The 23406-nt window shown below is 44.9% G+C and carries 22 protein-coding genes and 3 pseudogenes; 1 reads left to right on the top strand and 24 read right to left on the bottom strand.

All coding sequences use genetic code 11. The annotated features are described in order from the left end of the window. Positions 1–175: 175 nt before the first annotated feature. The 16 genes and pseudogenes from NSS60_RS14000 to NSS60_RS14075 form a co-directional block, all read right to left on the bottom strand. Positions 176–433, bottom strand: a pseudogene (locus tag NSS60_RS14000) (methyl-accepting chemotaxis protein); the annotation flags it as partial. A 17-nt stretch (positions 434–450) separates the two neighbouring features. Further along, entirely contained in the window at positions 451–885 is a 435-nt protein-coding gene (locus tag NSS60_RS14005; protein ID WP_340720920.1) for a low molecular weight protein arginine phosphatase, read from the bottom strand. A 105-nt stretch (positions 886–990) separates the two neighbouring features. Next, the gene (locus NSS60_RS14010) at positions 991–1536 is read right to left on the bottom strand and encodes a manganese efflux pump MntP (protein WP_340720921.1); all 546 of its coding nucleotides are present in this window, start codon (positions 1534–1536) and stop codon (positions 991–993) included. A 62-nt stretch (positions 1537–1598) separates the two neighbouring features. Then, positions 1599–2642, bottom strand: a complete 1044-nt coding sequence (locus tag NSS60_RS14015; RefSeq protein WP_192948581.1) for an L-threonylcarbamoyladenylate synthase — start codon at positions 2640–2642, stop codon at positions 1599–1601. 167 nt (positions 2643–2809) lie between these two features. Continuing rightward, the gene (spoIIR, locus tag NSS60_RS14020) at positions 2810–3442 is read right to left on the bottom strand and encodes a stage II sporulation protein R (RefSeq protein ID WP_340720922.1); all 633 of its coding nucleotides are present in this window, start codon (positions 3440–3442) and stop codon (positions 2810–2812) included. Between the two features lie 90 nt (positions 3443–3532). Then, the gene (prmC, locus tag NSS60_RS14025; protein WP_004893040.1) at positions 3533–4384 is read right to left on the bottom strand and encodes a peptide chain release factor N(5)-glutamine methyltransferase; all 852 of its coding nucleotides are present in this window, start codon (positions 4382–4384) and stop codon (positions 3533–3535) included. After that, positions 4374–5450, bottom strand: coding sequence for a peptide chain release factor 1 (gene prfA, locus NSS60_RS14030; protein ID WP_003397036.1), 1077 nt, complete (start codon positions 5448–5450; stop codon positions 4374–4376). Before prfA ends, prmC begins: the two co-directional genes overlap by 11 nt. Before the next feature lie 196 nt (positions 5451–5646). After that, positions 5647–6996 carry an ISLre2 family transposase gene (locus tag NSS60_RS14035; RefSeq protein WP_339172569.1) on the bottom strand — a complete coding sequence of 450 codons (1350 nt, stop codon included), beginning with the start codon at positions 6994–6996 and terminating at the stop codon, positions 5647–5649. A gap of 159 nt (positions 6997–7155) precedes the next feature. Further along, the gene (locus NSS60_RS14040; RefSeq protein ID WP_340720923.1) at positions 7156–7776 is read right to left on the bottom strand and encodes a thymidine kinase; all 621 of its coding nucleotides are present in this window, start codon (positions 7774–7776) and stop codon (positions 7156–7158) included. Positions 7777–7860: 84 nt separating this feature from the next. After that, positions 7861–8061 carry a 50S ribosomal protein L31 gene (rpmE, locus tag NSS60_RS14045; protein WP_003397039.1) on the bottom strand — a complete coding sequence of 67 codons (201 nt, stop codon included), beginning with the start codon at positions 8059–8061 and terminating at the stop codon, positions 7861–7863. 110 nt (positions 8062–8171) lie between these two features. Further along, on the bottom strand, positions 8172–9458 hold the full coding sequence (rho, locus tag NSS60_RS14050; RefSeq protein WP_004893060.1) for a transcription termination factor Rho: 1287 nt from the start codon (positions 9456–9458) through the stop codon (positions 8172–8174). Positions 9459–9622: 164 nt separating this feature from the next. Beyond that, the gene (gene glpX / locus NSS60_RS14055; protein ID WP_004893061.1) at positions 9623–10585 is read right to left on the bottom strand and encodes a class II fructose-bisphosphatase; all 963 of its coding nucleotides are present in this window, start codon (positions 10583–10585) and stop codon (positions 9623–9625) included. Positions 10586–10611: 26 nt separating this feature from the next. Further along, positions 10612–11898 (bottom strand): UDP-N-acetylglucosamine 1-carboxyvinyltransferase, encoded by a 1287-nt coding sequence (locus tag NSS60_RS14060; RefSeq protein ID WP_340720924.1) that lies wholly within the window; start codon positions 11896–11898, stop codon positions 10612–10614. Positions 11899–11955: 57 nt separating this feature from the next. Continuing rightward, positions 11956–12603 carry a fructose-6-phosphate aldolase gene (gene fsa / locus NSS60_RS14065; protein ID WP_003397044.1) on the bottom strand — a complete coding sequence of 216 codons (648 nt, stop codon included), beginning with the start codon at positions 12601–12603 and terminating at the stop codon, positions 11956–11958. Positions 12604–12686: 83 nt separating this feature from the next. Continuing rightward, the gene (locus NSS60_RS14070; protein WP_004893063.1) at positions 12687–13547 is read right to left on the bottom strand and encodes a class II fructose-bisphosphate aldolase; all 861 of its coding nucleotides are present in this window, start codon (positions 13545–13547) and stop codon (positions 12687–12689) included. Positions 13548–13750: 203 nt separating this feature from the next. Continuing rightward, entirely contained in the window at positions 13751–14110 is a 360-nt protein-coding gene (locus NSS60_RS14075) for a response regulator (RefSeq protein ID WP_004893064.1), read from the bottom strand. 575 nt (positions 14111–14685) lie between these two features. Between NSS60_RS14075 and NSS60_RS14080 the strand changes: the two genes are divergently transcribed. Next, positions 14686–15204, top strand: a complete 519-nt coding sequence (locus tag NSS60_RS14080) for a DUF2529 domain-containing protein (protein WP_004893067.1) — start codon at positions 14686–14688, stop codon at positions 15202–15204. Positions 15205–15231: 27 nt separating this feature from the next. Here the strand turns inward: NSS60_RS14080 and NSS60_RS14085 are convergent, their stop codons facing one another. The 8 genes and pseudogenes from NSS60_RS14085 to NSS60_RS14120 form a co-directional block, all read right to left on the bottom strand. Further along, positions 15232–16827 (bottom strand): CTP synthase, encoded by a 1596-nt coding sequence (locus NSS60_RS14085; protein ID WP_340720925.1) that lies wholly within the window; start codon positions 16825–16827, stop codon positions 15232–15234. A gap of 156 nt (positions 16828–16983) precedes the next feature. After that, on the bottom strand, positions 16984–17598 hold the full coding sequence (gene rpoE / locus NSS60_RS14090) for a DNA-directed RNA polymerase subunit delta (protein ID WP_445290612.1): 615 nt from the start codon (positions 17596–17598) through the stop codon (positions 16984–16986). Positions 17599–17701: 103 nt separating this feature from the next. Next, positions 17702–17845, bottom strand: coding sequence for a hypothetical protein (locus tag NSS60_RS14095; protein WP_340720927.1), 144 nt, complete (start codon positions 17843–17845; stop codon positions 17702–17704). A 20-nt stretch (positions 17846–17865) separates the two neighbouring features. Next, positions 17866–18489 carry a TetR/AcrR family transcriptional regulator gene (locus NSS60_RS14100; protein WP_004893074.1) on the bottom strand — a complete coding sequence of 208 codons (624 nt, stop codon included), beginning with the start codon at positions 18487–18489 and terminating at the stop codon, positions 17866–17868. Between the two features lie 10 nt (positions 18490–18499). Further along, positions 18500–19639 (bottom strand): acyl-CoA dehydrogenase, encoded by a 1140-nt coding sequence (locus NSS60_RS14105; protein WP_340720928.1) that lies wholly within the window; start codon positions 19637–19639, stop codon positions 18500–18502. Beyond that, a pseudogene (locus tag NSS60_RS14110) lies at positions 19636–19806 on the bottom strand (acyl-CoA dehydrogenase family protein); the annotation flags it as partial. The pseudogene NSS60_RS14110 and the gene NSS60_RS14105, both read right to left, overlap by 4 nt. A 14-nt stretch (positions 19807–19820) precedes the next feature. Continuing rightward, on the bottom strand, positions 19821–21002 hold the full coding sequence (locus tag NSS60_RS14115) for an acetyl-CoA C-acetyltransferase (RefSeq protein ID WP_340720929.1): 1182 nt from the start codon (positions 21000–21002) through the stop codon (positions 19821–19823). A gap of 168 nt (positions 21003–21170) precedes the next feature. Continuing rightward, positions 21171–23383, bottom strand: a pseudogene (locus tag NSS60_RS14120) ((Fe-S)-binding protein). Positions 23384–23406 lie beyond the last annotated feature (23 nt).

The following is a 23406-nucleotide window of genomic DNA, read 5'->3' on the forward strand; positions in this document are numbered from 1 at the left end:
AAACCGTCTCTTTTCATTTTAACGATTCGAGACGGTCTTTTCACTATTTAATGAATTTGTTTGTCCGGCAATATCTCCGACGAGGGAAATGATTTGACCGACTTCTTTCGCATGATCTTCTAAACGACGTACAACATCGAGCGACGATTCATTGCTTTTCGCTAATTGCTGAATCTTTTAACACGGCTTGTTCAAGTTGAGAAAGCGGTTTCGTAATGAACCGCGCCGCATAATATGCCAATACACCAGACCAAAAAATACCGAACAATAGCGTTAAAATGGTAAACGTATTTTCCCCAAAGGGAAGCCATTGTTTGACGTAGTCATAGAGCACATAAATATAAAAGGCGCTTGTTGAATACGTAATGATTGCTAATACCGTTGTAAAAATAACTAGCTTTTTTTGTAAGCTAAATGTGTATTTTCCCCCCATCATACAGCCCCCTTGCTTTATAGCTTTTCATGTAGCTTTTCGATCGCTTGTTCGAGCTCATCGCGCGTTTGACGATACACGTCAATCGAGCCCCCAAATGGATCGATAACGTCTTTGCTGTCACCAAGAAATTCGTACAACGTAAACGTTTTTCCTTCTGCTTCCGGAAAACGAGACAACACATGTTGCTTGTGACTTTCGGTCATCGTTAATATGTACGTCGCCCAGTCAACATGCTCTTTCGTCAATAACGACGATTGGTGCTGAATATGAATCCCCTTTTCAGCAAGCACCGCTTTCGCATGTTGTGACGCATCGCTCCCCTCAAACGCAAAAACGCCCGCTGACCTCACTTGCACATGCGGTAGCTGCTTATGCTTAAGCAGCGCTTCTGCCATCGGACTGCGGCACGTATTTCCTGTGCATACAAATAAAACGTTCGTTTGGCTCACAACGTACACCTCTCATCATTTCCCTCATGTTTACTATTATTATAAAGTAAGCAGCAGGACAAAATATAGACTAAACGAAAGAAAAAAGAACTGGAAAATCCCAGCTCATAACGGAAATAATAGTTTACAAGCAAACAAAAGCAAAATGGCTCCGCCTAACACCTCGCTATATGTACCTAGCCAACGTTGAAAGCGGCGCCCAAGAAGCAACCCCATCCACGTTAACATCATGCTCGTCAATCCGAACGCTATGACCGCTAATGCCATTTCTACTCCATAAATCCCTAAACTTAACCCGACGGAAAAACTGTCGAGGCTAACGCTAAATGCAAATACAAACAAACCGATACCGACCGGTCTCAGCCAATGTTCTTGTTCATGACGAAAGGAGGCGATGACCATTTGTATGCCGAGAATAAGCAGCAATCCTCCGCCGATGTATGTCGCCATATGGCCGAGCCGGACAGATAACAATCGCCCAATCGCCATCCCGATTAAAGGCATGACAATATGGAAAAAACCGACCGTTAATCCAATATAGGCGATTTGCTTCAGACGAAGTCGAAGCATTCCCATGCCAAGGCTGACGGAAAATGCATCCATCCCCAACGCAAATGCCATCATCGCTAATGTGATCATTTCCCCAATCATACAAATGCCTCCTTAGGACGTGCCCTCACGTTAACATATGCACACCCTAAGGAGTTTAGACATCATTTTTCCATCATTTGTTGATAGCCAGCTGCCTTTAACAATCGATTCATAATAGCGACCCCGATGCCTTCGTTCGGAAACGCCTCGCTATAAATGAAATGTACATGTGTTTCATCAAACGCTCGTAACGCGTCATAAAGCTGTTTTGCCACCGTTCGTAAATCACTTCGTCGTCCGCACGCAATAACGACATCAGCTTCATACGTATCGCGCCGCTCTTCCGTCGTCAACACTCCTACAGTAAATCCACTCGCTCGTTTTTCATTCACAACTTGTTGTAAAAATGACGGTGAGCCATACACAACGACGAGCGGAGCTTTCGGGGCGTAATGTGTATATTTCATCCCTGGAGATTTCGGCACAGCCTCTTTTTCCACAAGTGCGCGGTCGATATCCACAGCTCCGATCACCCGTTCAATTTCTTCTTTTGTCACACCGCCCGGCCTTAAAATGGTCGGGATGGCTGACGTGCAGTCTATAACCGTTGACTCAACTCCAACACCTGTCGCTCCCCCATCGACAACAGCTGCAATCCGTCCATCTAAGTCGTCGAGCACATGTTTCGCCGTCGTCGGACTCGGTCTTCCTGAACGATTCGCACTCGGTGCAGCAATAGGCAAACCGCTCGCTTGGATAAGGGCAAGCGCGATCGGATGGTTCGGCATGCGCACGGCTACCGTGTTCAAACCGGCAGTAACGCGCGGAGAAACAGCATCTTTTTTCGGCAAAACGAGCGTGAGCGGACCCGGCCAAAAATGCTCTATCAATGTGTATGCAACAGGAGGAATGTCGCAAGCAATATCATGCAACTGCTCCGTTGTCGCAATGTGAACAATAAGTGGATTATCGCTCGGTCTCCCTTTCGCTACAAAAATGTTTTCCACAGCTGCTGTGGACATGGCGTTCGCTCCAAGACCATACACCGTTTCTGTCGGAAACGCAACAAGCTCGCCTCGTTGTAAATACGCTGCGGCCTGTTTCACTTGTGGACAACTGTTTAACTCATCCACATTTTTATCCACAAAAAATATGCGTGTCTTCAACGTTTTCACCTCATAAATATTCCAAGTTGCTTATTTTTTATCGACCGCTCATAAGCATTTTACAACAAATTCTTCAATGAGTATAAAACATTCGCAAAAAACACACAACATTTGTTCACAAATTGTGGATAATTAACCCGTTTTTGTTGATAAATTTGTGGATATGTTTATTGCATAAGTTTTTCCCATACTTCTGCAACGAAAAATTTCACTTCTACTTGCTGTTCATCTTCAACAACGAGCGGCTGTTCCTCCATTTGTTCAACTTGTGTCTTTTGTTCGACTCGTTTTTCCGCAGGACGAACGGCTTCACCTGTGGAAAAGTCGAGAAAACAGAGCGGTGGAAATAAAACGCACCACCAATTCGCCCCTTCACCTTTGCCGAGCGTAATTAAGACCGCATCGTACTCACCTGCTGGATATATGTACGATCCATATATTTTTGTCGGAAACGATACACGCCCAAACGTCACTTTGTACGACTGATCGCTCTTTTTTTCTTGAAGAACGCGAGCAACGGTTTGTTCAATTTCCGGTATATGTTCGGCAATTACTCGTTTTGCTTCTTCAAATGACGTTAAATCGCTCACCCATGTTGTAATTTGATCGTTTACCGCATCGCGAACGGCACGTTTTAACGCTTGATCAGCTGGTGCATCGCTATTTGCTAAAATGCGTAGCCGCACCGCTTCATTTGGAATGACAACATCTCTTTGCGCTTCCGTTTGTTGTCCATATATCGTCACAAGCGCACCAATCATCACCATTGTTATATATACCATCATAACGTATTTGTTCATCGTTTACCTCCCCTTTCTTGTTATGCATTGTAACCAGAAAAGGAGTTTCATAAACTATGAAAATGAAAAAATATAAAAAAGCTTCCGATGTTACTCGGAAGCGAGATCGGCGATGACGATGCGCTCCTTGCCGTTTATATCACACATCACATCCACACGCGCAGAAGGAAATGCATGTTGCAACATCGCTTGAACAGCTCGACCTTGACCGTGACCGATTTCAAATGCAATAAGTGCTTGCGAGGTAACTACATGTGGCAGTTGTTCCATCAAGCGACGATAAAACAACAAACCATCTTCGCCACCGACAAGTGCACGGAGCGGTTCTTTTTGTACGACGGGCGATAGCGTCGAAATTTCGTGCGATGGAATGTATGGCGGATTGGAAACGACGATATCAACCGTTATCCCTTTTTCAATGATCGGCTTAAGTAAGTCCCCTTCGAGCCAATGCACGTGAGCGCCAAGCTTTTCGGCATTTTGTTTAGCCACTTCGAGCGAGCGGACGGCAATATCAATGCCATACACTTGCCATGTTGGCCGCTCTAACGCCAACGTAATGGCAATCGCCCCGCTCCCTGTTCCGACGTCAACTAGGCGAAGGGGCTGCTCGGTCGTACGTGCAAGTACGTGGGCGACGAGCTCTTCCGTTTCTGGACGCGGAATGAGTACGTGTTCATTCACGATAAACGTTCGACCGTAAAACTGTTCATACCCGATTAAATATTGAATCGGTATATGTTCAAGTGCATGTTTTTTTACATCGGCGATAAATGTTCGCTTGCTCGTTTCATCGATTGGTTCACGCAACGAAGCAAATAGTTGCGCGCGCGTCATTTGTAAGTGGTGGCGCAACAACCATTCTGCAGCCGTTGCTTCTTTGCCGTGCTCTCGGAAAAAAGAAGAAGCCCATTGAAGGACTTCATATATTTTACTGCTCATTGTTCGCTTGCTCCAATTTTTTCGATTGATCGTCTAAAATGAGCGCATCAATAATTTCGTCTAGCTTTCCTTCTAACACTTGATCAAGCTTTTGAATCGTCAAGCCGATGCGATGATCGGTCACGCGGTTTTGCGGGAAGTTGTATGTGCGAATGCGCTCGGAGCGATCTCCTGTTCCAACGGCTTGTTTGCGCGTTTGGTCGTATTCTGCACGCGCTTCTTGTTGGTATTTATCGTAAATGCGCGCACGCAATACTTTCATCGCTTTTTCTTTATTTTTAATTTGCGACTTTTCGTCTTGGCACGAGACGACAATTCCTGTTGGAATGTGCGTTAAACGAACCGCTGACATCGTCGTGTTGACGCTCTGGCCCCCCGGCCCACTCGAAGCAAACGTATCGACACGAATGTCTTTTTCGTTAATTTCAATTTCGATTTCTTCCATCTCCGGCAAGCACGCTACCGTCGCTGTCGACGTATGGATACGTCCGCCTGACTCCGTCTCTGGTACGCGCTGGACGCGATGGGCACCGTTTTCGAACTTCAGCTTCGAGTACGCTCCTTTTCCTTGAATCATAAAAATAATTTCTTTATAACCGCCAAGTCCTGTCGGATGTGCTTCAATGACTTCTGTTTTCCATCCTTGCGACTCGGCATAGCGCGTGTACATGCGGTATAAATCGCCTGCAAAAAGCGCTGCTTCCTCTCCACCTGCCGCTCCGCGAATTTCCATAATAACGTTTTTATCATCGTTCGGATCTTTCGGAAGCAACAATACTTTTAGCTTTTCAACAAGCTGCTCTTCACGCTCTTCTAGTTCGCTAATTTCTTCTTTCACCATTTCGCGCATATCTGGATCGAGCTTTTCTTCAAGCATCGCTTTCGCATCCGCAAGCTGCTCACGCACCGTTTTATATTCACGATACGTTTGGACAGTCTCAGCTAAATCGGATTGCTCTTTTGAGTAATCACGCAACTTTTTCGGATCATTTAACACATCTGGATCCATTAATAGTTCATTTAATTTTTCATAACGGGCTTCTACCGCTTGTAAACGATCGAACATTTTTCTCACCTCGACTTTTCATTATATCATAAACGATCATACGAAAAAACTCGCCCTTATGGACGGTTTGAGTCAAGACTTTGTGGGAGATTTTTTTCTCGACCGATTTTTTTGGTTATATATGGTTTTATAAAATCGTTATATGTAAGCGCTTTTACTTACTCTCATCCTGTAGGTATGTGCGTTTTCTCTCGTTTTAAAAACCTTTCAATGCTTGCAATGCCTCGTAAATCGGTGTCCCTGAAGATTGGCGAAGGTATGGGATGTTATCTCGTACCACTTCTGTCATTTGCGTTTGCACGCGCTTCAGTGCCTTTTTCACGATCGTTTCTCGTTTCGTTTCTTCTCGTTCTTCCACGCCATACATCACTCCATCGCGTGTCCGAATGAGTAACGTATCTTTTATCGCGACGATCGCTCGCAACATCGCTTCAATCCCTGCATCCCTCCAACTTCGACCGTTTTTACTTCGTTTCGCAAACACATGCATCGTTGCTTCCGCACTCCCCATCGCCCTCATGTTTGTCGTGTCAATCCCTTTTTCCTTCAACCATACGCGATAGTCACGCAAACATCCTGGCATCTCCTCGATTCGACGAACAAGCGCCTCGAGTTGCTTTTCCTTCTCCTCATGTTCTAACGTACCGATGGCACTTGTGAGTTCTCGTAACACACCTTCTTCATCCCATGATGCTAACTTCTTTCGAATCACCCGATATCTCGCATGACCTCGGAACAATTGACGAATCTCTCTTGCCACATGGAACCGATCAAGCTGAAAGTACCCCCTGTCCCCGAAATATTCTCGACACGCTGTAATCCATGGGGCTCCATCTCCATTGATGACCACCCAATCCTCAAACGGATCATAGCTGTATTCCTTCATCAGAAAATTCTCTACAGCTTCCCAAATCGGTTCATTCGTTTGATGAACCATATACCGTCGATTCACTAAGGATACGCGTTTCCCGTTTTTCTCCCATCCTTGGTGAATCGTGATGATCTTTTCTTCTTTTCCTTTGATGCGGCTTCGTTGACGTTTCACGTACAACCCGTCTGCTTCGATAAAAAACACGCGCCCTTTTTTCTCCATCGCACGGTGCCCTTCCACCTCTGCCTCGATGATGGACTGGCGAATCGTTTCGTGACTCATACATGCATACCCCACCAGCTTTTCAAGCGACTGCGCAGCCTGTCGATACGAAGAACCCGTCACGGCGAGATGAATCGCTGTCTCCTCTAATAGCGGACTCACTCCATGCGCCCCATCGAACTGAAGAAAGACATCGAGTAAAGACGTATACACCTTTTTTTCACGGTCAAAGTAGTAGTTTCGCTTCACTTCCACCTCTCCAAATAGCGTTTGGAGTCGGATCGTCCGCTTATCTTTGAGCGCATATCGTTTCTTGTCCCGCTGTTCTGCCAATGTGCGGTCGATCTCCTCCAACACCTGTTGAAGGAGATGACCATATTGTTTTTGCATATGTCTAAATAAAGACTGTTCGATCTCTTTTAATGTCAAGCCGTTTGTGATATAATCCTGCATGGGCTCCACTCCTTTCTTTGGTTGTATTTTTTTCTCACTTACTACCTTACCAGGAGGAGAGCCCGTTTTTCATCTATTTTGCTTACATATCTGACAGGTTCCTTATTATACCAAATCAGGAACCTGTCTTTTTTTCTCCCACAAACATTTTACTCATACTTATGGACGAGTCGCCGTTTCTGTACTTGTTTTATTTTTCGCTGGGTGGTCAGGCACTTCATGATGATGGCGGCAACGTGGTTCGTACGATTCGCTCGCACCGATTAAAATGACAGGATCATAATAAGATGCAGGACGTCCGTCAATGAGCCGCTGCGTGCGCGATGCGGGAGAGCCACAGACAGTACAAACAGCTTGTAGTTTTGTTACCGATTCGGCGATGGACATTAACGTTGGAACAGGACCGAACGGCTCACCACGAAAGTCTTGATCCAATCCAGCTACAATGACGCGATATCCTTCATCAGCAAGCTGTTGCACGACGTCAACGACACGTTCATCAAAAAATTGCACTTCATCAATTGCCACAACGTCCGTATGCGCAGTAATATGCTTGCGAATGTCTAATGCACATGACACCGGAATGGCAATAACAGACGTCCCGTTATGGGAAACGACTGCTTCTTCACTATATCGATTATCAATCGCTGGCTTAAACACTTTCACTTCTTGCTTCGCAAACTGCGCGCGGCGTACACGACGAATGAGCTCCTCTGATTTTCCCGAAAACATGCTGCCGCAAATGACTTCAAGCCAGCCGGATTGCTTCATAACATACATGAGGGCGTCCCCTTTCTTTCAAGCTTTCACGAAAAAAACAGGCAAGTGAAAAATGTTCGCTTGCCTGTTTTCATGACATACGGATTACTTAAGGCCGTATTTTTTGTTAAATTTATCAACACGTCCTGCAGCAGAAGCGAATTTTTGACGTCCTGTGTAGAATGGATGGCACGCTGAGCAAATTTCTACGCGCACTTCGTCTTTAACAGAACCGCTCTCAAACTCGTTTCCACACGCACATTTAACCATCACTTTTTTATAGTTTGGATGGATTCCTGCTTTCATCTCATTTCATCTCCTTCCGCCCTGAATCTTTTCGAAACAGAGTTTATATGCAATGAAAAACACACATGATAAAATTATAACAACCGTTCCGTTGTTTTGCAACTATCCATTTATAACCGTTTTAAATTTCCGGCTGTTTTCCACTCTTCATCCAACATCGCAAAAAACTCTTCGTTTGTCTTTGTTTGCTTTAGTCGGTGAATAAAACGCTCAATAAAGTCTGGCGTATCTGACATTGTCTTACGAATCGCCCATAATTTTTCTAAATGTTCTTTTGGAATTAATAATTCTTCTTTTCGCGTACCTGAACGACGAATGTCAATGGCAGGGAAAATCCGTTTTTCCGCTAATGAGCGATCAAGATGAAGCTCCATGTTTCCTGTTCCTTTAAATTCCTCGTAAATGACGTCATCCATGCGCGACCCTGTATCAACAAGAGCGGTAGCTAAAATCGTTAAACTGCCCCCTTCTTCAATGTTCCGCGCCGCCCCGAAAAACCGCTTCGGACGGTGGAATGCCGCTGGGTCAATTCCTCCCGAAAGCGTGCGTCCGCTTGGAGGAATGACTAAGTTGTATGCGCGCGCTAAACGGGTAATACTGTCCATTAAAATGACAACGTCACGTTTATGTTCAACAAGACGCATCGCACGTTCAAGCACAAGCTCCGCCACTTTAATATGGTTTTCTGGCACTTCATCAAACGTGGAACTGACGACATCGGCTGATACAGAACGTTCAATGTCCGTCACTTCCTCTGGGCGTTCATCAATGAGCAAGACAATCAGTTCAACATCAGGGTGATTCGTTGTGATGCTGTTAGCGATTTCTTTTAATAACATCGTTTTTCCTGCTTTTGGCGGTGCGACAATTAAGCCGCGCTGACCGAATCCAATCGGAGCAATTAAATCGATGAGGCGGGTAGATATCTTGTCTGGCGTCGTTTCGAGCTTCATTTGACGGCTTGGGTAAAGCGGTGTGAGCGCTGGGAAATGGACGCGTTCTTTCGCGATTTCTGGGTCTTCACCGTTTACAGCCTCGACGTGCAATAAGCCGAAATATCGTTCGTTTTCTTTTGGCGGCCGCACTTTTCCTGAAACTTTATCACCGTTGCGCAAATCAAAGCGGCGAATTTGCGATGCGGAAATATAAATATCTTCCGAACTAGGGGAATAGTTAATTGGACGCAAAAAGCCGAATCCTTCTGATTGAATAATTTCAAGCACGCCTTCCATAAAAAAGAGGCCGTCTTGTTCTGCGCGCGCTTTTAAAATCGCAAAAATTAGTTCTTTTTTTGTTAGTTTGCTGTAATATGAAATTTTGTATTGGCGAGCTAATTCATATAGCTCTTTAATGGTCATATTTTCTAGCTTTGCAATCGTTAAATCTCCTAACTCCATACTTACACCACTCTTTTATTTATTTTGATGAATTTCTCTTTGGATGGAAAAAGCGAAGATGAAAAGATGATGAGAAGGGACATAACACGACTATTTTACCCTTTTTTCATATTGTCAATCAATAGAAAAAGAGCGAGAGCGCAAAAAGTTCGCGCATCTCGCGATCACTTCATAACAAGGTTCGGCTTTTTCTTCAAGCTATGGCGTCCTTCAATGAAACGAACGGTTCCTGACTTCGCCCGCATAACGATGGAGTGTGTTTCGCCATATGCCCCTTTAAATTGTACCCCACGTAACAATTCGCCGTCAGTCACACCCGTCGCCGCAAAAATAGCGTCGTCTCCTTTCACAAGGTCCTCCATACGCAATACACGGTTCACATCTAGCCCCATTTTTTTGCATCGTTCCAACTCCGCATCGTTTTGCGGCAATAGTTTTCCTTGTATTTCTCCACCGAGACATTTGAGCGCAACAGCGGCTAATACCCCTTCTGGTGCACCGCCTGAACCGAACAAAATGTCTACCCCTGTATGATCGAACGCTGTATTGATCGCCGCCGCAACGTCGCCGTCATTAATAAGCTTAATGCGCGCCCCCGCTTCACGCAACTCGGCAATGATGCGTTCGTGGCGCGGACGGTTTAAAACGATCGCTACAACGTCTTCCACATCTTTATTTTTTGCTTTGGCAACTGCCTTTAAATTATCAATGATCGGAGCGTTAATGTCAATCATGCCGACCGCTTCCGGTCCGACAGCAATTTTATCCATGTACATATCTGGCGCATGAAGCAAGTTACCATGATCCGCCACAGCGACGACCGCTAACGCATTCCAGCCACCAGAGGCGACAATGTTTGTTCCCTCAAGCGGGTCGACTGCGACATCGACGCGCGGGCCGTAACCGTTGCCAAGCTTTTCCCCAATGTATAACATCGGTGCTTCATCCATTTCCCCTTCACCGATGACAACCGTTCCTTTCATCGGGACTGTATCGAATACATCGCGCATCGCAGAAGTGGCCGCCTCATCCGCTTCATCTTTTTTACCGCGCCCCATCCAGCGCGCTGCAGCTAGTGCTGCGGCTTCTGTTACACGGACAAGCTCCATCGATAAACTTCTTTCCATCGTTTCTCCCTCTCCCCTTTGTTGCATTATGTGTTCTTTAGTTGTTCGATTTCTTGCTCTGTCATTTGTTCGCGCCAAACTGTTGCACCAAGGTTGACAAGTTTGTCAACTAAGTTGCTATAGCCACGGTCAATATGTTCCAACCCTGTAATTTCTGTAACCCCTTCGGCCATTAATCCCGCGACCACAAGTGCAGCTCCTGCACGCAAATCGGTCGCACGCACTTTCGCTCCTTGCAGTCGGGATGGACCTGTAATGATCGCTGAACGCCCTTCGACTTTTACGTTCGCATTCATGCGCCGCAACTCATCGATATGTTTAAATCGGGCGCTATAAATTGTATCTGTCACAATGCTCGTCCCGGATGCTTTCGTTAATAGTGAAGTGAATGGCTGTTGTAAATCGGTCGGGAAGCCCGGATAAACGAGCGTTTTAATATCGACAGCACGAAGATGTTCTTTCGTCGCAACAAAAATTTGGTCATCGCTCGTTTCGACAACAACGCCCATTTCACGCATTTTTGCAATGACAGCCTCTAAATGTTGCGGAATGACGTTGTCAATAATCATTTCTTTCCCCATAGCCGCACCGATAATCATATACGTTCCTGCTTCAATGCGATCCGGAATAATGGAATGGCGGCAACCGTGCAACTGTTCCACGCCGTCAATACGAATGACGTCTGTTCCTGCCCCTTTAATGCGCGCACCCATGTTTGTCAATAGCGTCGCAACGTCAATAATTTCTGGCTCTTTTGCCGCATTTTCAATAATCGTTCTCCCTTTCGCCAAGACGGCAGCTAACATAATGTTAATTGTCGCCCCAACGCTAACGACGTCCAAATAAATGCGTGCCCCGCGAAGCTCTTCCGCTCGTAAATAAATGGCACCTTGTTCGTTTGTCACTTTCGCCCCAAGCGCTTCAAAGCCCTTGATGTGTTGGTCAATTGGACGCGGCCCTAAATGGCAACCACCGGGAAGACCGATGACCGCTTTTTTAAACCGTCCAAGCATCGCACCCATCAAGTAATAGGAAGCACGTAATTTTTTTACTTTTCCGTTCGGCAAAGGCATAGAAACGATATGTGACGGATCGATGACGACTTCGTTTTCATCGAAATGAAAAGCACCGCCAATTTCTTCGATTAATTGTCCGAGCACATGAACGTCTGAAATGTTCGGCAATCCTTCAATGACTACAGGTGAGTTTGCTAAAATAGCGGCTGGAATGAGCGCGACGGCGCTATTTTTCGCCCCGCTAATGCGCACGGAGCCTCGAAGAAAGTCACCGCCAACGATTTTTAACTTTTCCATATTTGTCTCCCTTCTCGCAAAGCAAATACTAAAACGCGACGGAAAACGGTTCGATCATCATTTTTGGTTCGCTTTATTCCAGTCTGCTAAAAACTTTTCGATGCCTTGATCTGTTAGTGGATGCTTAAACAGTTGCATCAACACGTTGTAAGGAACTGTCGCGATGTGCGCCCCTTTTAATGCCGCTTCTGTCACATGTTGTGGATGACGGATAGATGCGGCGATAATTTCCGTTTCAATATCGTGAATCGCAAAAATGTTTGCGATCGTTTCGATTAAGTCTAAGCCGTTATGACCGATATCATCGAGGCGTCCTAAAAATGGAGAGACGTACGTTGCACCAGCACGCGCCGCTAATAACGCTTGGTTGGCGCTAAAAATAAGCGTCACGTTTGTTTTAATTCCTTTTTCGCTAAATACTTTGACCGCCTTTAATCCTTCTGGCGTCATCGGCACTTTAATTGTAATGTTTGGAGCAATTTTCGCTAACTCTTCTCCTTCTGCAATCATTCCTTCTGCATCTGTTGCAATCACCTCAGCGCTAACGGAGCCTGAAACGAGAGAAGTAATTTCACGAAGACGATCGTGGAATGATACGTTTTCTTTGGCAACGAGGCTCGGATTGGTCGTTACCCCCGCTAAAATGCCAAGTTCGTGAGCATGGCGAATTTCATCAATGTTCGCTGTATCAATAAAAAATTTCATGATTTCCAACCTCCTAAACGCTTTCAAAATGGAATGAAACAAAACCGCCCGCTTCAGCAAACGCTGAAACGGTGCGGCTTGTATTACAACGCTTTGCCGGAAGAACCGAATTCGCGCATTTTGCCAATGACTGTTTCTTTAATCGCATCGCGGCCAGGGCCAAGAATTTTGCGCGGATCGTACACTTTTTCGTCTTTCGCTAACACTTCGCGCACCACTTTTGTAAACGCCATTTGGTTTTCTGTATTGACGTTAATTTTTGATGTACCGAGCGAAATAGCGCGTTGAATTTGTTCTGTCGGGATACCTGTTCCACCATGTAATACGAGCGGTACACCTGTACGATCACGAATTTCTTCCATCTCTTTAAATCCTAGTTTTGGCTCTCCTTTATATGGACCATGTACAGAACCGAGCGCTGGTGCTAGACAGTCGATGCCTGTACGCTTCACAAGCTCCTCGCACTCATCTGGATTTGCATAAATGATTCCTTCTGCAACGACGTCATCTTCTTGTCCGCCGACTGTTCCGAGCTCAGCTTCAACAGAGACGCCGCGCGCATGAGCGTACTCCACCACTTTTGATGTAATTTCAACGTTTTCTTCAAACGGATGATGTGATGCGTCGATCATAACAGATGTAAATCCAGCATCAATCGCCGCCTTACATTTTTCAAAGCTAGAACCGTGGTCAAGGTGAATCGCAACAGGAACAGTAATGTTCATGTCTTCCATTAATCCTTTGACCATGTTTACAACCGTTTTAAAGCCGCCCATATAGCGAGCTGCTCCTTCAGACACACCAAGAATGACAGGAGACTTTTCTTCCTCGGCTGCCGCTAAAATCGCTTGTGTCCATTCTAAGTTGTTAATGTTGAATTGACCGACCGCATACTTGCCTGCCAATGCTTGTTTAAGCATTTCCGTCATTGAAACTAAAGGCATCGTTAAATCCTCCTTAAATTAGCCATTGTTCACTATCCGAAAGCGCCTTTCACATGTACAATGACCAAAATACGACAATTTTATACAAGACGACCTCGAATAGTATGTACATTATAAGAATAACAAACTTTGTTTCCACACATCAACATTATTCACCGAAACGAACGAAACTTTGTGAAAAAAGTTCAAAAAGCTGTCAATGGTTAACGAATATATTTTTTCACTGCATCACGCATATCATCTATGTCAAAAGGTTTCGCAAAATGTGTCAGCGCACCGAGCTTTTTCGTTTCATGAATCATATCTAGTTCGCCGTAGGCTGTCATCACGATGACTTTGACGTTTTCATTCATCTCTTTCATCTTCTTTAAAATTTCAACCCCATCCATGCCCGGGATTTTCATATCTAACAACACTAAGTCGGGGGAATGTTTCGCAAACAAATCAAGCGCCTGAACACCATTAGCTGCCTGATACGTTTCGTACCCTTCTTTTTGAAATACTTCGTTTAATAAAATACGAATGCCAAATTGGTCGTCCACAATTAAAACCTTCCCCGCCATATCAACACCTCTATTTTCTCTATTTTCATCCTATTTCGCGCAGGAGACTCCCACTTCAACGACCAAAGGGAGTAAGTGGGAGAGGAATGCGCGTTCCCCCTTTCTTTTGTGTATGATATAATAAAAGCGTGGAGAAAACCGTTAAATAAAGGCACTCCAATAACTGCTACTCGATGTATGGAGTTGGTTACAGGAAACGTTGTAACCGTAAAACATCGAGCGTATATCCGTCTGTTGTGTGTGGAAGCCAAGTACTGCCAACAGACACACCGAGAGAATCGGTAACGATGTAGGCATGACCTGCATCGTTGGGTAGTTGTCAACCTGCCCCTTGATGCAACCCCAAGTCAAGGAAGGAGGACAAAGTCCGCTCGCACTTCTGGGGAGTTGCAAGCCCCCGCTTCAAGCGTTAGCTAAGTGGGGGTAGTTGACATGTAAAGCTCCTATCTTTATTATCGTATCATTACTTCGAAATTTTTACCATTTATCCTGCTTCATGTTCGGATTTTGATCATTTTTTTATTTTTTAATATAATGAACACCATAGACAACGTCGCATGGGAAGGGGATTCACCATGTTAAAAATATTATCGACACAGCTTGCTGGGGTGTTTCAACGAATAAGCGCGCAAGAAGAAGAGCAGTTTGAAGATGCTGCCCGCTTACTTGCACAGGCAGTCATTAGTAGCGGAACGATTTTTATTTACGGCATCGATGAAATGGAAGCAGTTGTTGCGGAGGCGCTTTATGGAGCTGAAAAGCTACCAAACGTAAAACGGCTAGATATAAACGAAGTAACAACCGCTGATCGCGTGCTTATCGTTTCGCGCTTTTGTACAAATGAAGAAGCCATTCGCATCGCTAAACAACTTCAAGAACAAAACATATGGACAATCGGTATGTCATCCATCATAGAAGAAACGACACAAACACTTGTTGATTACGTCGATGTGCATATTGATTTATGTTTAAAACAGCCGCTCGTTCCAACAGAAGATGGTACACGCGTTGGCTTTCCTTCTGCGATTGCCGCTTTATTCGCTTATCATAGTTTAGCGCTCATGACGCAAGAAATTGTCGCAGAATACGAGTAAGAGGATGCCCATATCGGACATCCTCCTTTATTTTTCTAACGATGCGCGAATAAATTCGCGGAAAAGCGGCTGTGGACGCGTCGGACGAGATGTAAATTCTGGATGGAACTGCGCCGCAACAAACCACGGATGATCTTTTAACTCAATAATTTCTACAAGACGGCCATCTGGGCTTGTACCTGAAAACATAAAGCCGTTCTCTTCCATCATCGTACGATATTCGTTATTAAATTCATAACGATGACGATGGCGCTCATAAATGACTTCATCTTGATACGCATCATACGCTTTCGTTCCTTCTACAAGCTTGCACGGATATAAGCCGAGGCGAAGCGTTCCACCTAAATCTTCAATGTCTTTTTGTTCCGGCAATAAATCGATAATTGGATGCGGTGTGCTTGGATCGATTTCCGCTGAATGTGCACCTTTTAAGCCGACGACATGGCGGGCAAACTCAACGGATGCTAGCTGCATACCTAAACAAATGCCAAGGAACGGAATGCGCTGTTCGCGAGCGTAGCGAATCGCTTCAATTTTTCCTTCGATGCCGCGATCGCCAAATCCGCCTGGAACGAGAATACCGTTTACTCCTTGCAGCAATTGCGCCACGTTGTCCCGATCAACATGTTCGGAGTTAATCCAACGAATATCGACATCCGTATCAAACGCATATCCCGCATGACGTAACGCTTCGACGACAGAAATGTACGCATCTTGTAGTTCAACATATTTTCCAACAAGCGCAATCGTCGTTTTGTTGGATAAGTTGCGCACTTTTTCAACGAGCGCGATCCATTCTGTCATATCCGCTTCGTTGCAGTTTAGTTTTAAATGTTCGCAAACGATTTGGTCTAACTTTTGTTCTTGAAGCATAAGCGGAACAGCGTATAACGTGTCAGCGTCACGCGCTTCAATGACCGCTTTCGGATCGATGTCGCAAAATAGGGCGATTTTATCTTTCATATCTTGGGACATCGGCATTTCTGTGCGCACGACGATCACGTTCGGTTGAATGCCTAGGCTGCGCAATTCTTTGGCGCTATGTTGCGTCGGTTTTGTCTTCATCTCACCTGCTGCCTTAATATATGGGACAAGCGTACAATGAATGTACATCACGTTTTCACGGCCAACGTCGCTTTTTATTTGACGAATCGCTTCTAAAAACGGAAGAGATTCAATGTCGCCAACTGTCCCTCCGATTTCTGTAATAACGACGTCCGCATTCGTTTCGCGACCTGCGCGAAAGACGCGCTCTTTAATTTCATTTGTAATGTGCGGAATGACTTGTACCGTTCCTCCTAAATAATCGCCGCGACGTTCTTTCTTCAATACGGTGGAATAAATTTTTCCTGTTGTGACGTTGCTGTATTTGTTTAAATTAATGTCAATAAAGCGCTCGTAATGACCTAAATCTAAGTCCGTTTCCGCCCCGTCATCTGTGACAAACACTTCTCCATGTTGATACGGACTCATCGTTCCTGGGTCAACGTTAATGTACGGATCAAATTTTTGAATGGTCACTTTTAAGCCGCGATTTTTTAGTAAGCGACCAAGTGAAGCAGCCGTAATTCCTTTCCCAAGCGATGATACAACGCCACCTGTTACGAAAATATATTTGGTCATGAAACCTTCCCCCTCAACTCATTTGGAATAGTTACAGTGTGTGCGAATTCGGGGAAAAATAAAAACGCTCCACTTACAAATTAGTAAGGGAGCGAACGTATCTCTATGAAAAGAGCCCAAACAGAATTCTACATATATCGATGTAAAAAGTCAAGGTTATAATTCCTCATCTTCTTCTAACTCTAATTCTTCATCCTCTAATTCTTCATCGACGACCTCTAGCTCTTCATCAATCGGTTCATCGTCTAAATCTAGTTCTTCGTCTAATAAGTCGTCAATCACTTCTTCATCTTCATCTAATGCAAAATCGTCGTCTAACAGTTCTTCATCGCCCAATAATTCCTCATCTAAATCGTCATATACTAATTCGTCCTCATCGACCATGTCATCAAAGTCATCAAAGTCATCCGCCACTTTTTTCTTCTTCTTCACGCGTTCTACAGGCACCGCTTCGTCTTCTGTTTGATCATATGGATACCACGAGCGTAAGCCCCAAGCCGTTTCCCCAACACAAATAAACCGGCCGTCGACGTTTAAATCTGTATAAAACTGCGCTAGTCGTGCACTTACTTCACTTTCGGATAACCCTTTTATCGCGACGAGTTGCTCGATCATCTCTTGAAATGACACCGTCTGTTTTTTCTCACACAATAGCAAATACGCAAGTTCGACGAAAGACATCTCTCGCAATTGTTCTTGAGAGTATTGCTCCAAACTCACTTTCCGCACTCCCTTTCTCCAACGTATGAAAACAACAAAAATCCATACCATTCATTATAAACAAATTCATTTACTTTATGCTAGACGGTTGCCAAAAAAAAATGTCGGGACATCCCCCCGACATTACATATTGCGGCGATATTGTCCACCGACTTCATACAACGCTTTCATGAATGACCTCCGCTCCACTTGCTTGTAAAATGCGACGCATAATGTTAATGGCTGCATCGTGCCCATCAAATAAACTAGACGCCGTCACAAAGCGAATGTGATGTTTTGGACGGTAAATGTGAGCCATGTTTCTCCCATCCCCTTTCGCTACCGCTTCATAATGCCTTCAAGCAATAGCTTTGTTTGCAATTCAATATATTCATCGAGCGTATACATTTTTTTCAACGCCCAACGACGGAATCCCCACATTTGACCGAGAACGAAAATGTTATGTGCAAACAATTGAATTTCTCGCTCCGTTAATGAAAATACCCCATTGTCTACGCAACGTCGTAAAATATGTTCGAACATCGCAACCATTTGCAATTCTTTATTAAGCACATACGGAAGCGATTCTTTGCCGAGCGACTTTGCCTCTTGATACATGACGAGCACTTCGTCTTGCAGCTCGTCAACGACACGGAAATAGTAATTAATCGCTAATTTTAAACCGTCTAAATCCCCTTTTGTCGTATCGATTGCCTGCTCCATACGATCGCGCACTTCATCGTAAATCCGATCGCACACTAAATAAAGAACATCTTCTTTTTTGCGAATGTATTCGTATAACGTTCCGATGCTAAAACCAGAAGCGCGGGCAATTTCGCGCGTCGTCGTTTGATGAAACCCCTTTTGCTTAAATAGCGAAATCGCCCCTTTTATCATTTGATTGCGCCTTTTTTTCACAAGCCGTTCGTCTTTCACAGACGCGGGCACTTCACGTTTTTTCATCACATCACTCCTATTTCGTCAACATTCTTGAAATGACGATGCGTTGAATTTCTTGCGTGCCTTCATAAATTTGCGTAATTTTTGCATCGCGCATAAACCGTTCGACTGGATAGTCTTTCGTATAACCGTAGCCACCGAAAATTTGTACCGCCTCCACGGTGACTTTCATTGCTGTATCCCCTGCAAACAATTTCGCCATCGCAGATTCTTTTCCGTACGGTAAGCCGTTTGATTCGAGCCACGCCGCTTGATACGTTAGTAAGCGCGCAGCTTCAATGGCAGTTGCCATATCAGCTAGTTTAAAGGCAATGCCCTGTTGTTCTGCAATTGGCTTGCCGAATTGAATACGTCCTTTCGCATATTCTACCGCTGCATCTAACGCCCCTTGCGCGATGCCAACCGCCTGCGCTGCGATACCATTTCGACCGCCATCAAGCGTCATCATCGCAATTTTAAATCCTTCTCCTTCTTCACCGAGCAAATTTTCTTTCGGAATGCGACAATCTTCAAAAATGAGCTCCGTTGTTGGCGATGAACGAATACCGAGCTTTTTCTCTTTTTTCCCGATCGAAAAACCAGGCGTTCCTTTCTCAACAATAAATGCGCTAATGCCGCGGTGCTTTTTCTCTGGATCTGTCACCGCAAAAACGACATAAATTTCCGCTTCTCCACCGTTTGTAATCCATACTTTTGAACCGTTTAATACGTAATGATCACCATCACGCACCGCACGCGTTTTCATCGCTGACACGTCAGAACCTGCTCCTGGTTCAGACAAACCGTACGCCCCAAGCTTTTCCCCTGTCGCTAACGCCCGTAAATACGTTTGTTTTTGTTGTTCTGTCCCAAATTTATAAATTGGCCAACTCGCTAATGAAATGTGAGCAGAAAGCGTTACTCCTGTTGATGCGCACACTTTTGACAGTTCCTCAACAGCAATCACGTATGCTAAATAGTCGCTACCGATGCCGCCGTATTCCTCTGGCCATGGGATGCCTGTTAAGCCGAGATCCGCCATTTTATTAAAAATGCTGCGATCAAATCGCTCTTCTTCGTCGCGTTCGGCCGCTGTCGGCGCGACTTCATTTTTCGCAAAATCGCGCACCATTTTTCGAATCATTTCATGTTCTTCGCTTAATTGAAAGTTCATTTCCCCATCCCCCTTAACACATGTTTACTAATGACGAGCCGCTGAATTTCGCTCGTTCCTTCGTAAATTTCACATACTTTCGCATCGCGGAATAACCGCTCAACCGGATAGTCTTCGGTATAACCGTTGCCTCCGAAAATTTGTACCGCTTCGACGGTCACTTTCATGTCCCTATCCCCCATTAATGGACTTCAATCATAATTGCATCGCCTTGACCGCCACCGCTGCAAATCGCTGCGATGCCAGTGCCGCCTCCGCGACGTTTTAATTCGTGAATAAGCGTAATGATAATGCGCGCTCCGCTCGCCCCGATCGGATGCCCGAGCGCGATCGCGCCGCCATTGACGTTTACTTTTTCTTCTGGCAAGTCGGCAATTTTCATGCTTGCTAAAGCGACAGCAGCAAACGCTTCGTTAATTTCAAATAAGTCAATGTCGTTTACGGTTTTGCCTGTTTTACGCAACAATTCGTTGATGACGATGCCTGGTGTTTTCGGAAAATCTTTCGCTTCAATCGCAACCGCCGTATGGGCTACAATTGTCGCAAGTGGCGTGAGCCCTTCTTTTTGCGCGCGTTCTTCGCTCATTAATACGAGTGCGGCTGCTCCATCGTTTACCCCCGGCGCATTTCCTGCTGTAATCGTGCCCGTTGGATCAAATACGGGCGCAAGTTTCGCTAATTTTTCAAGCGATGTATCTTTGCGCGGTGATTCATCCACCGCTACCGTGATCGGTTCCCCTTTTCGTTGTGGAATAGAAACAGGGACGATTTCTTCAGCAAATTTGCCGCTTTCGATCGCTGCAATCGCTAATTGATGGCTGCGATACGCCCAGCGGTCTTGTTCTTCGCGCGTAATACCTAACTCTTTTGCTGTGTCACTTCCGTAAATACCCATATGCACACCTGTAAAACTACATGTCAATCCATCATAGACCATTAAATCTTTTACTGTCGAATCGCCCATACGCAATCCCCAACGCGCTTTCGGTAATATATACGGCGCATTGCTCATCGATTCCATTCCACCTGCAACGATGACGTCCGCATCCCCGGCACGAATGATTTGATCGCCGAGCGTAACACTACGCATTCCTGAGGCGCACACTTTGTTGATCGTCTCCGTTTTCGTCTCCCACGGAATGCCTGCCTCTCTTGCGGCTTGTCGCGATGGGAGCTGCCCTTGTCCACCTTGCAATACCGTGCCGAAAATGACTTCATCGACATCTTCTGCACGAACGTTTGCGCGCACGAGCGCCTCTTTGATCGCGATACCTCCAAGCTGCGCTGCGCTCAATGCGCTTAAACCGCCACCAAACTTTCCAAAAGGTGTACGTACCCCGCTAACAATGACCGTTTTCCCCATGTTTCTCCCCCTTTTTATAATAAGAAAGCCCTTTCAAAAATATTGAGCGAACGCTCGTTCAATGATGGACGGGCAAAGAAGGCGCACGACAAGCCGCACACCTTCCTATTGTTTTCATTATACTGAAAATGTCTTAAAAAATAAAACTATTTATTTTTTTTAGAATTTTTAATGAACAGGTCCAAATACCGCCTTTTCTAACAACTCCGCCACATCATACGTGCCAACTTTTTCTTCTACTTCTTTTGCTTTCGTACCATCTGATAACATTGTTAAACAGTACGGACAGCCAGAGCTAATAACTGTCGGATTCACTTCTAGCGCCTGTTCTGTGCGCGCGACGTTAATGCGGGTGCCTGTTGTTTCTTCCATCCACATCAACCCACCACCAGCGCCACAACACATGCCTGTTTCGCGATGGCGTTCCATTTCAACAAGTTTCACGCCCGGAATCGCTTTCAATATTTGACGCGGTGCATCGTATACGTCGTTATATCGACCTAAATAACATGAATCATGGAATGTCACGACTTCGTTTACTTCATATTTCGGGACAAGACGACCTTCTTCAACAAGCTTTGCTAGTAACTCTGTATGGTGATATACTTCCGCCTCAAAACCGAAATCTGGATATTCGTTTTTGAATGATGTCATCTAATCCAGAATACAAACGCGGATTCGGTCGCCTCAAAACCGAAATCTGGATATTCGTTTTTGAATGTGTTATACGCATGCGGGTCGATCGTCACAATTTTTTTCACGCCCGCTTTTTCAAATTCGGCAATATTGGCTGTCGCTAATTCTTGGAATAAAAATTCGTTTCCTAAACGACGCGGCGTATCGCCCGAGTTTTTCTCTTTGTTTCCTAAAATCGCAAATTTCACGCCTGCTTCATTTAACAGACGCGCAAAGGCTAACGCAATTTTTTGGCTTCGATTATCAAATGAACCCATCGAACCAACCCAGAATAAATATTCGAATTCTTCCCCTGCTTTTTGCATTTCTTTTACTGTCGGAATGCGGACATCTTCACGCAACTCGCGCCAATTTTCTTTTTCTTTGCGATTGAGTCCCCATGGGTTTCCTTGACGTTCGATATTTGTCATCGCCCGTTGTGCATCTGGGTTTAACTTTCCTTCTGTTAATACGAGGTAACGACGCAAATCAATAATTTTATCGACATGTTCATTCATAACTGGGCATTGGTCTTCACAGTTGCGACACGTCGTACATGCCCAAATTTCTTCTTCCGTAATGACATCGCCAATTAAGTTCGGCATTTCAATCGTTGCCGCTTGTTCTTGCATTCCTTGTGCCATAAAAGCGAGCTGGTTTCCTTTTGTGTTCGCAAACGCAAACGTCGGCACCCAAGGAGCTTTCGATGTAATGGCTGCACCTTTTTCTGTTAAATGGTCGCGCAATTTTAAAATAAGATCCATCGGTGATAACATTTTCCCTGTCCCCGTTGCTGGGCACATGTTCGTACAGCGCCCGCACTCGACACAGGCATATAAATCAATAAGTTGCGTTTGCTTAAAGTCTTCAATTTTCCCGACGCCAAACGATTCTTGTGTCTCATCTTCAAAGTTGATTTTTTCAAGTTTCGGTCTCGTTAATCGGCTGAAAAAGACGTTAACTGGCCCAGCGATTAAATGGGCGTGTTTTGATTGTGGCACGTACACTAAAAACGTTAATAAAATAAGCAAATGCACCCACCAAGCGACAAAAAACAATACCGCTGCTCCTGTTTCCCCTACCCAACTAAACGCAAGCGCAATGGCAGAAGCGACGGGCTCACTCCACGACGTCCCTTCGTTATGCCAAATGCGGCTCATGCCGTTACCGAATAACACCGAAAGCATTAGTCCACCGATAAAAATAAGGACAAGCCCTGCTTTCAAATCTCGCTTTAAACGGACGAGCTTCTCGATGTAACGGCGATAAAACGCCCATAACACTGCCACTAAAATAAGCAATGTGACGATTTCTTGGAAAAACGTAAACGCTGGATAAAGCGGCCCAAGCGGCAAGTGCGCTCCCGGGACAAGCCCCTTAATGATGAAGTCAATCGCTCCAAACTGAACGAGAATAAAGCCGTAAAAAAATATGACGTGAATGATCCCGCTTTTTTTGTCTTTTAACAGCTTTTTTTGCCCAAAGACGTTCACCCATATGTTTTGTAGACGCTCTTTCACTTTTCCATCAAACTCAACTTTTTTCCCTAACTTAATATACGCAATGCGCGTTTTCACGAGATACACAAATAAATGAACGGCGTACGCTGTCACAAGTAAAAAAGCAATCCAGTTCAACCAAAGCACAATACCCTTCCCCCTTTGTTGTAAAAATAAAATAAATTTTCTGAACAAACTTACTTTCATTATATAATGAATGAGCATTCAGT

The sequence above is a fragment of the Anoxybacillus sp. FSL W8-0382 genome (assembly GCF_038003845.1).
In the GTDB taxonomy this organism is placed as follows: domain Bacteria; phylum Bacillota; class Bacilli; order Bacillales; family Anoxybacillaceae; genus Anoxybacillus; species Anoxybacillus flavithermus_G.

Bases quoted from the DNA above. Each gene is read 5' to 3' on its own strand.
- NSS60_RS14060 (WP_340720924.1), bottom strand. From the start codon at position 11,898: ATGGAAAAGTTAAAAATCGTTGGCGGTGACTTTCTTCGAGGCTCCGTG.
- NSS60_RS14040 (WP_340720923.1), bottom strand. From the start codon at position 7,776: ATGTATGTTATGAAGCAATCCGGCTGGCTTGAAGTCATTTGCGGCAGC.
- rpoE (WP_445290612.1), bottom strand. From the start codon at position 17,598: ATGGTATGGATTTTTGTTGTTTTCATACGTTGGAGAAAGGGAGTGCGG.
- prmC (WP_004893040.1), bottom strand. From the start codon at position 4,384: ATGAGCAGTAAAATATATGAAGTCCTTCAATGGGCTTCTTCTTTTTTC.
- NSS60_RS14085 (WP_340720925.1), bottom strand. From the start codon at position 16,827: ATGACCAAATATATTTTCGTAACAGGTGGCGTTGTATCATCGCTTGGG.
- NSS60_RS14105 (WP_340720928.1), bottom strand. From the start codon at position 19,639: ATGAACTTTCAATTAAGCGAAGAACATGAAATGATTCGAAAAATGGTG.
- NSS60_RS14070 (WP_004893063.1), bottom strand. From the start codon at position 13,547: ATGCCTTTAGTTTCAATGACGGAAATGCTTAAACAAGCATTGGCAGGC.
- spoIIR (WP_340720922.1), bottom strand. From the start codon at position 3,442: ATGAACAAATACGTTATGATGGTATATATAACAATGGTGATGATTGGT.
- NSS60_RS14010 (WP_340720921.1), bottom strand. From the start codon at position 1,536: ATGATTGGGGAAATGATCACATTAGCGATGATGGCATTTGCGTTGGGG.
- NSS60_RS14095 (WP_340720927.1), bottom strand. From the start codon at position 17,845: ATGGCTCACATTTACCGTCCAAAACATCACATTCGCTTTGTGACGGCG.
- NSS60_RS14035 (WP_339172569.1), bottom strand. From the start codon at position 6,996: ATGCAGGATTATATCACAAACGGCTTGACATTAAAAGAGATCGAACAG.
- rpmE (WP_003397039.1), bottom strand. From the start codon at position 8,061: ATGAAAGCAGGAATCCATCCAAACTATAAAAAAGTGATGGTTAAATGT.
- fsa (WP_003397044.1), bottom strand. From the start codon at position 12,603: ATGAAATTTTTTATTGATACAGCGAACATTGATGAAATTCGCCATGCT.
- NSS60_RS14100 (WP_004893074.1), bottom strand. From the start codon at position 18,489: ATGAAAAAACGTGAAGTGCCCGCGTCTGTGAAAGACGAACGGCTTGTG.
- prfA (WP_003397036.1), bottom strand. From the start codon at position 5,450: ATGTTCGATCGTTTACAAGCGGTAGAAGCCCGTTATGAAAAATTAAAT.
- NSS60_RS14115 (WP_340720929.1), bottom strand. From the start codon at position 21,002: ATGGGGAAAACGGTCATTGTTAGCGGGGTACGTACACCTTTTGGAAAG.
- NSS60_RS14075 (WP_004893064.1), bottom strand. From the start codon at position 14,110: ATGGCGGGGAAGGTTTTAATTGTGGACGACCAATTTGGCATTCGTATT.
- NSS60_RS14080 (WP_004893067.1), top strand. From the start codon at position 14,686: ATGTTAAAAATATTATCGACACAGCTTGCTGGGGTGTTTCAACGAATA.
- glpX (WP_004893061.1), bottom strand. From the start codon at position 10,585: ATGGAAAGAAGTTTATCGATGGAGCTTGTCCGTGTAACAGAAGCCGCA.
- rho (WP_004893060.1), bottom strand. From the start codon at position 9,458: ATGGAGTTAGGAGATTTAACGATTGCAAAGCTAGAAAATATGACCATT.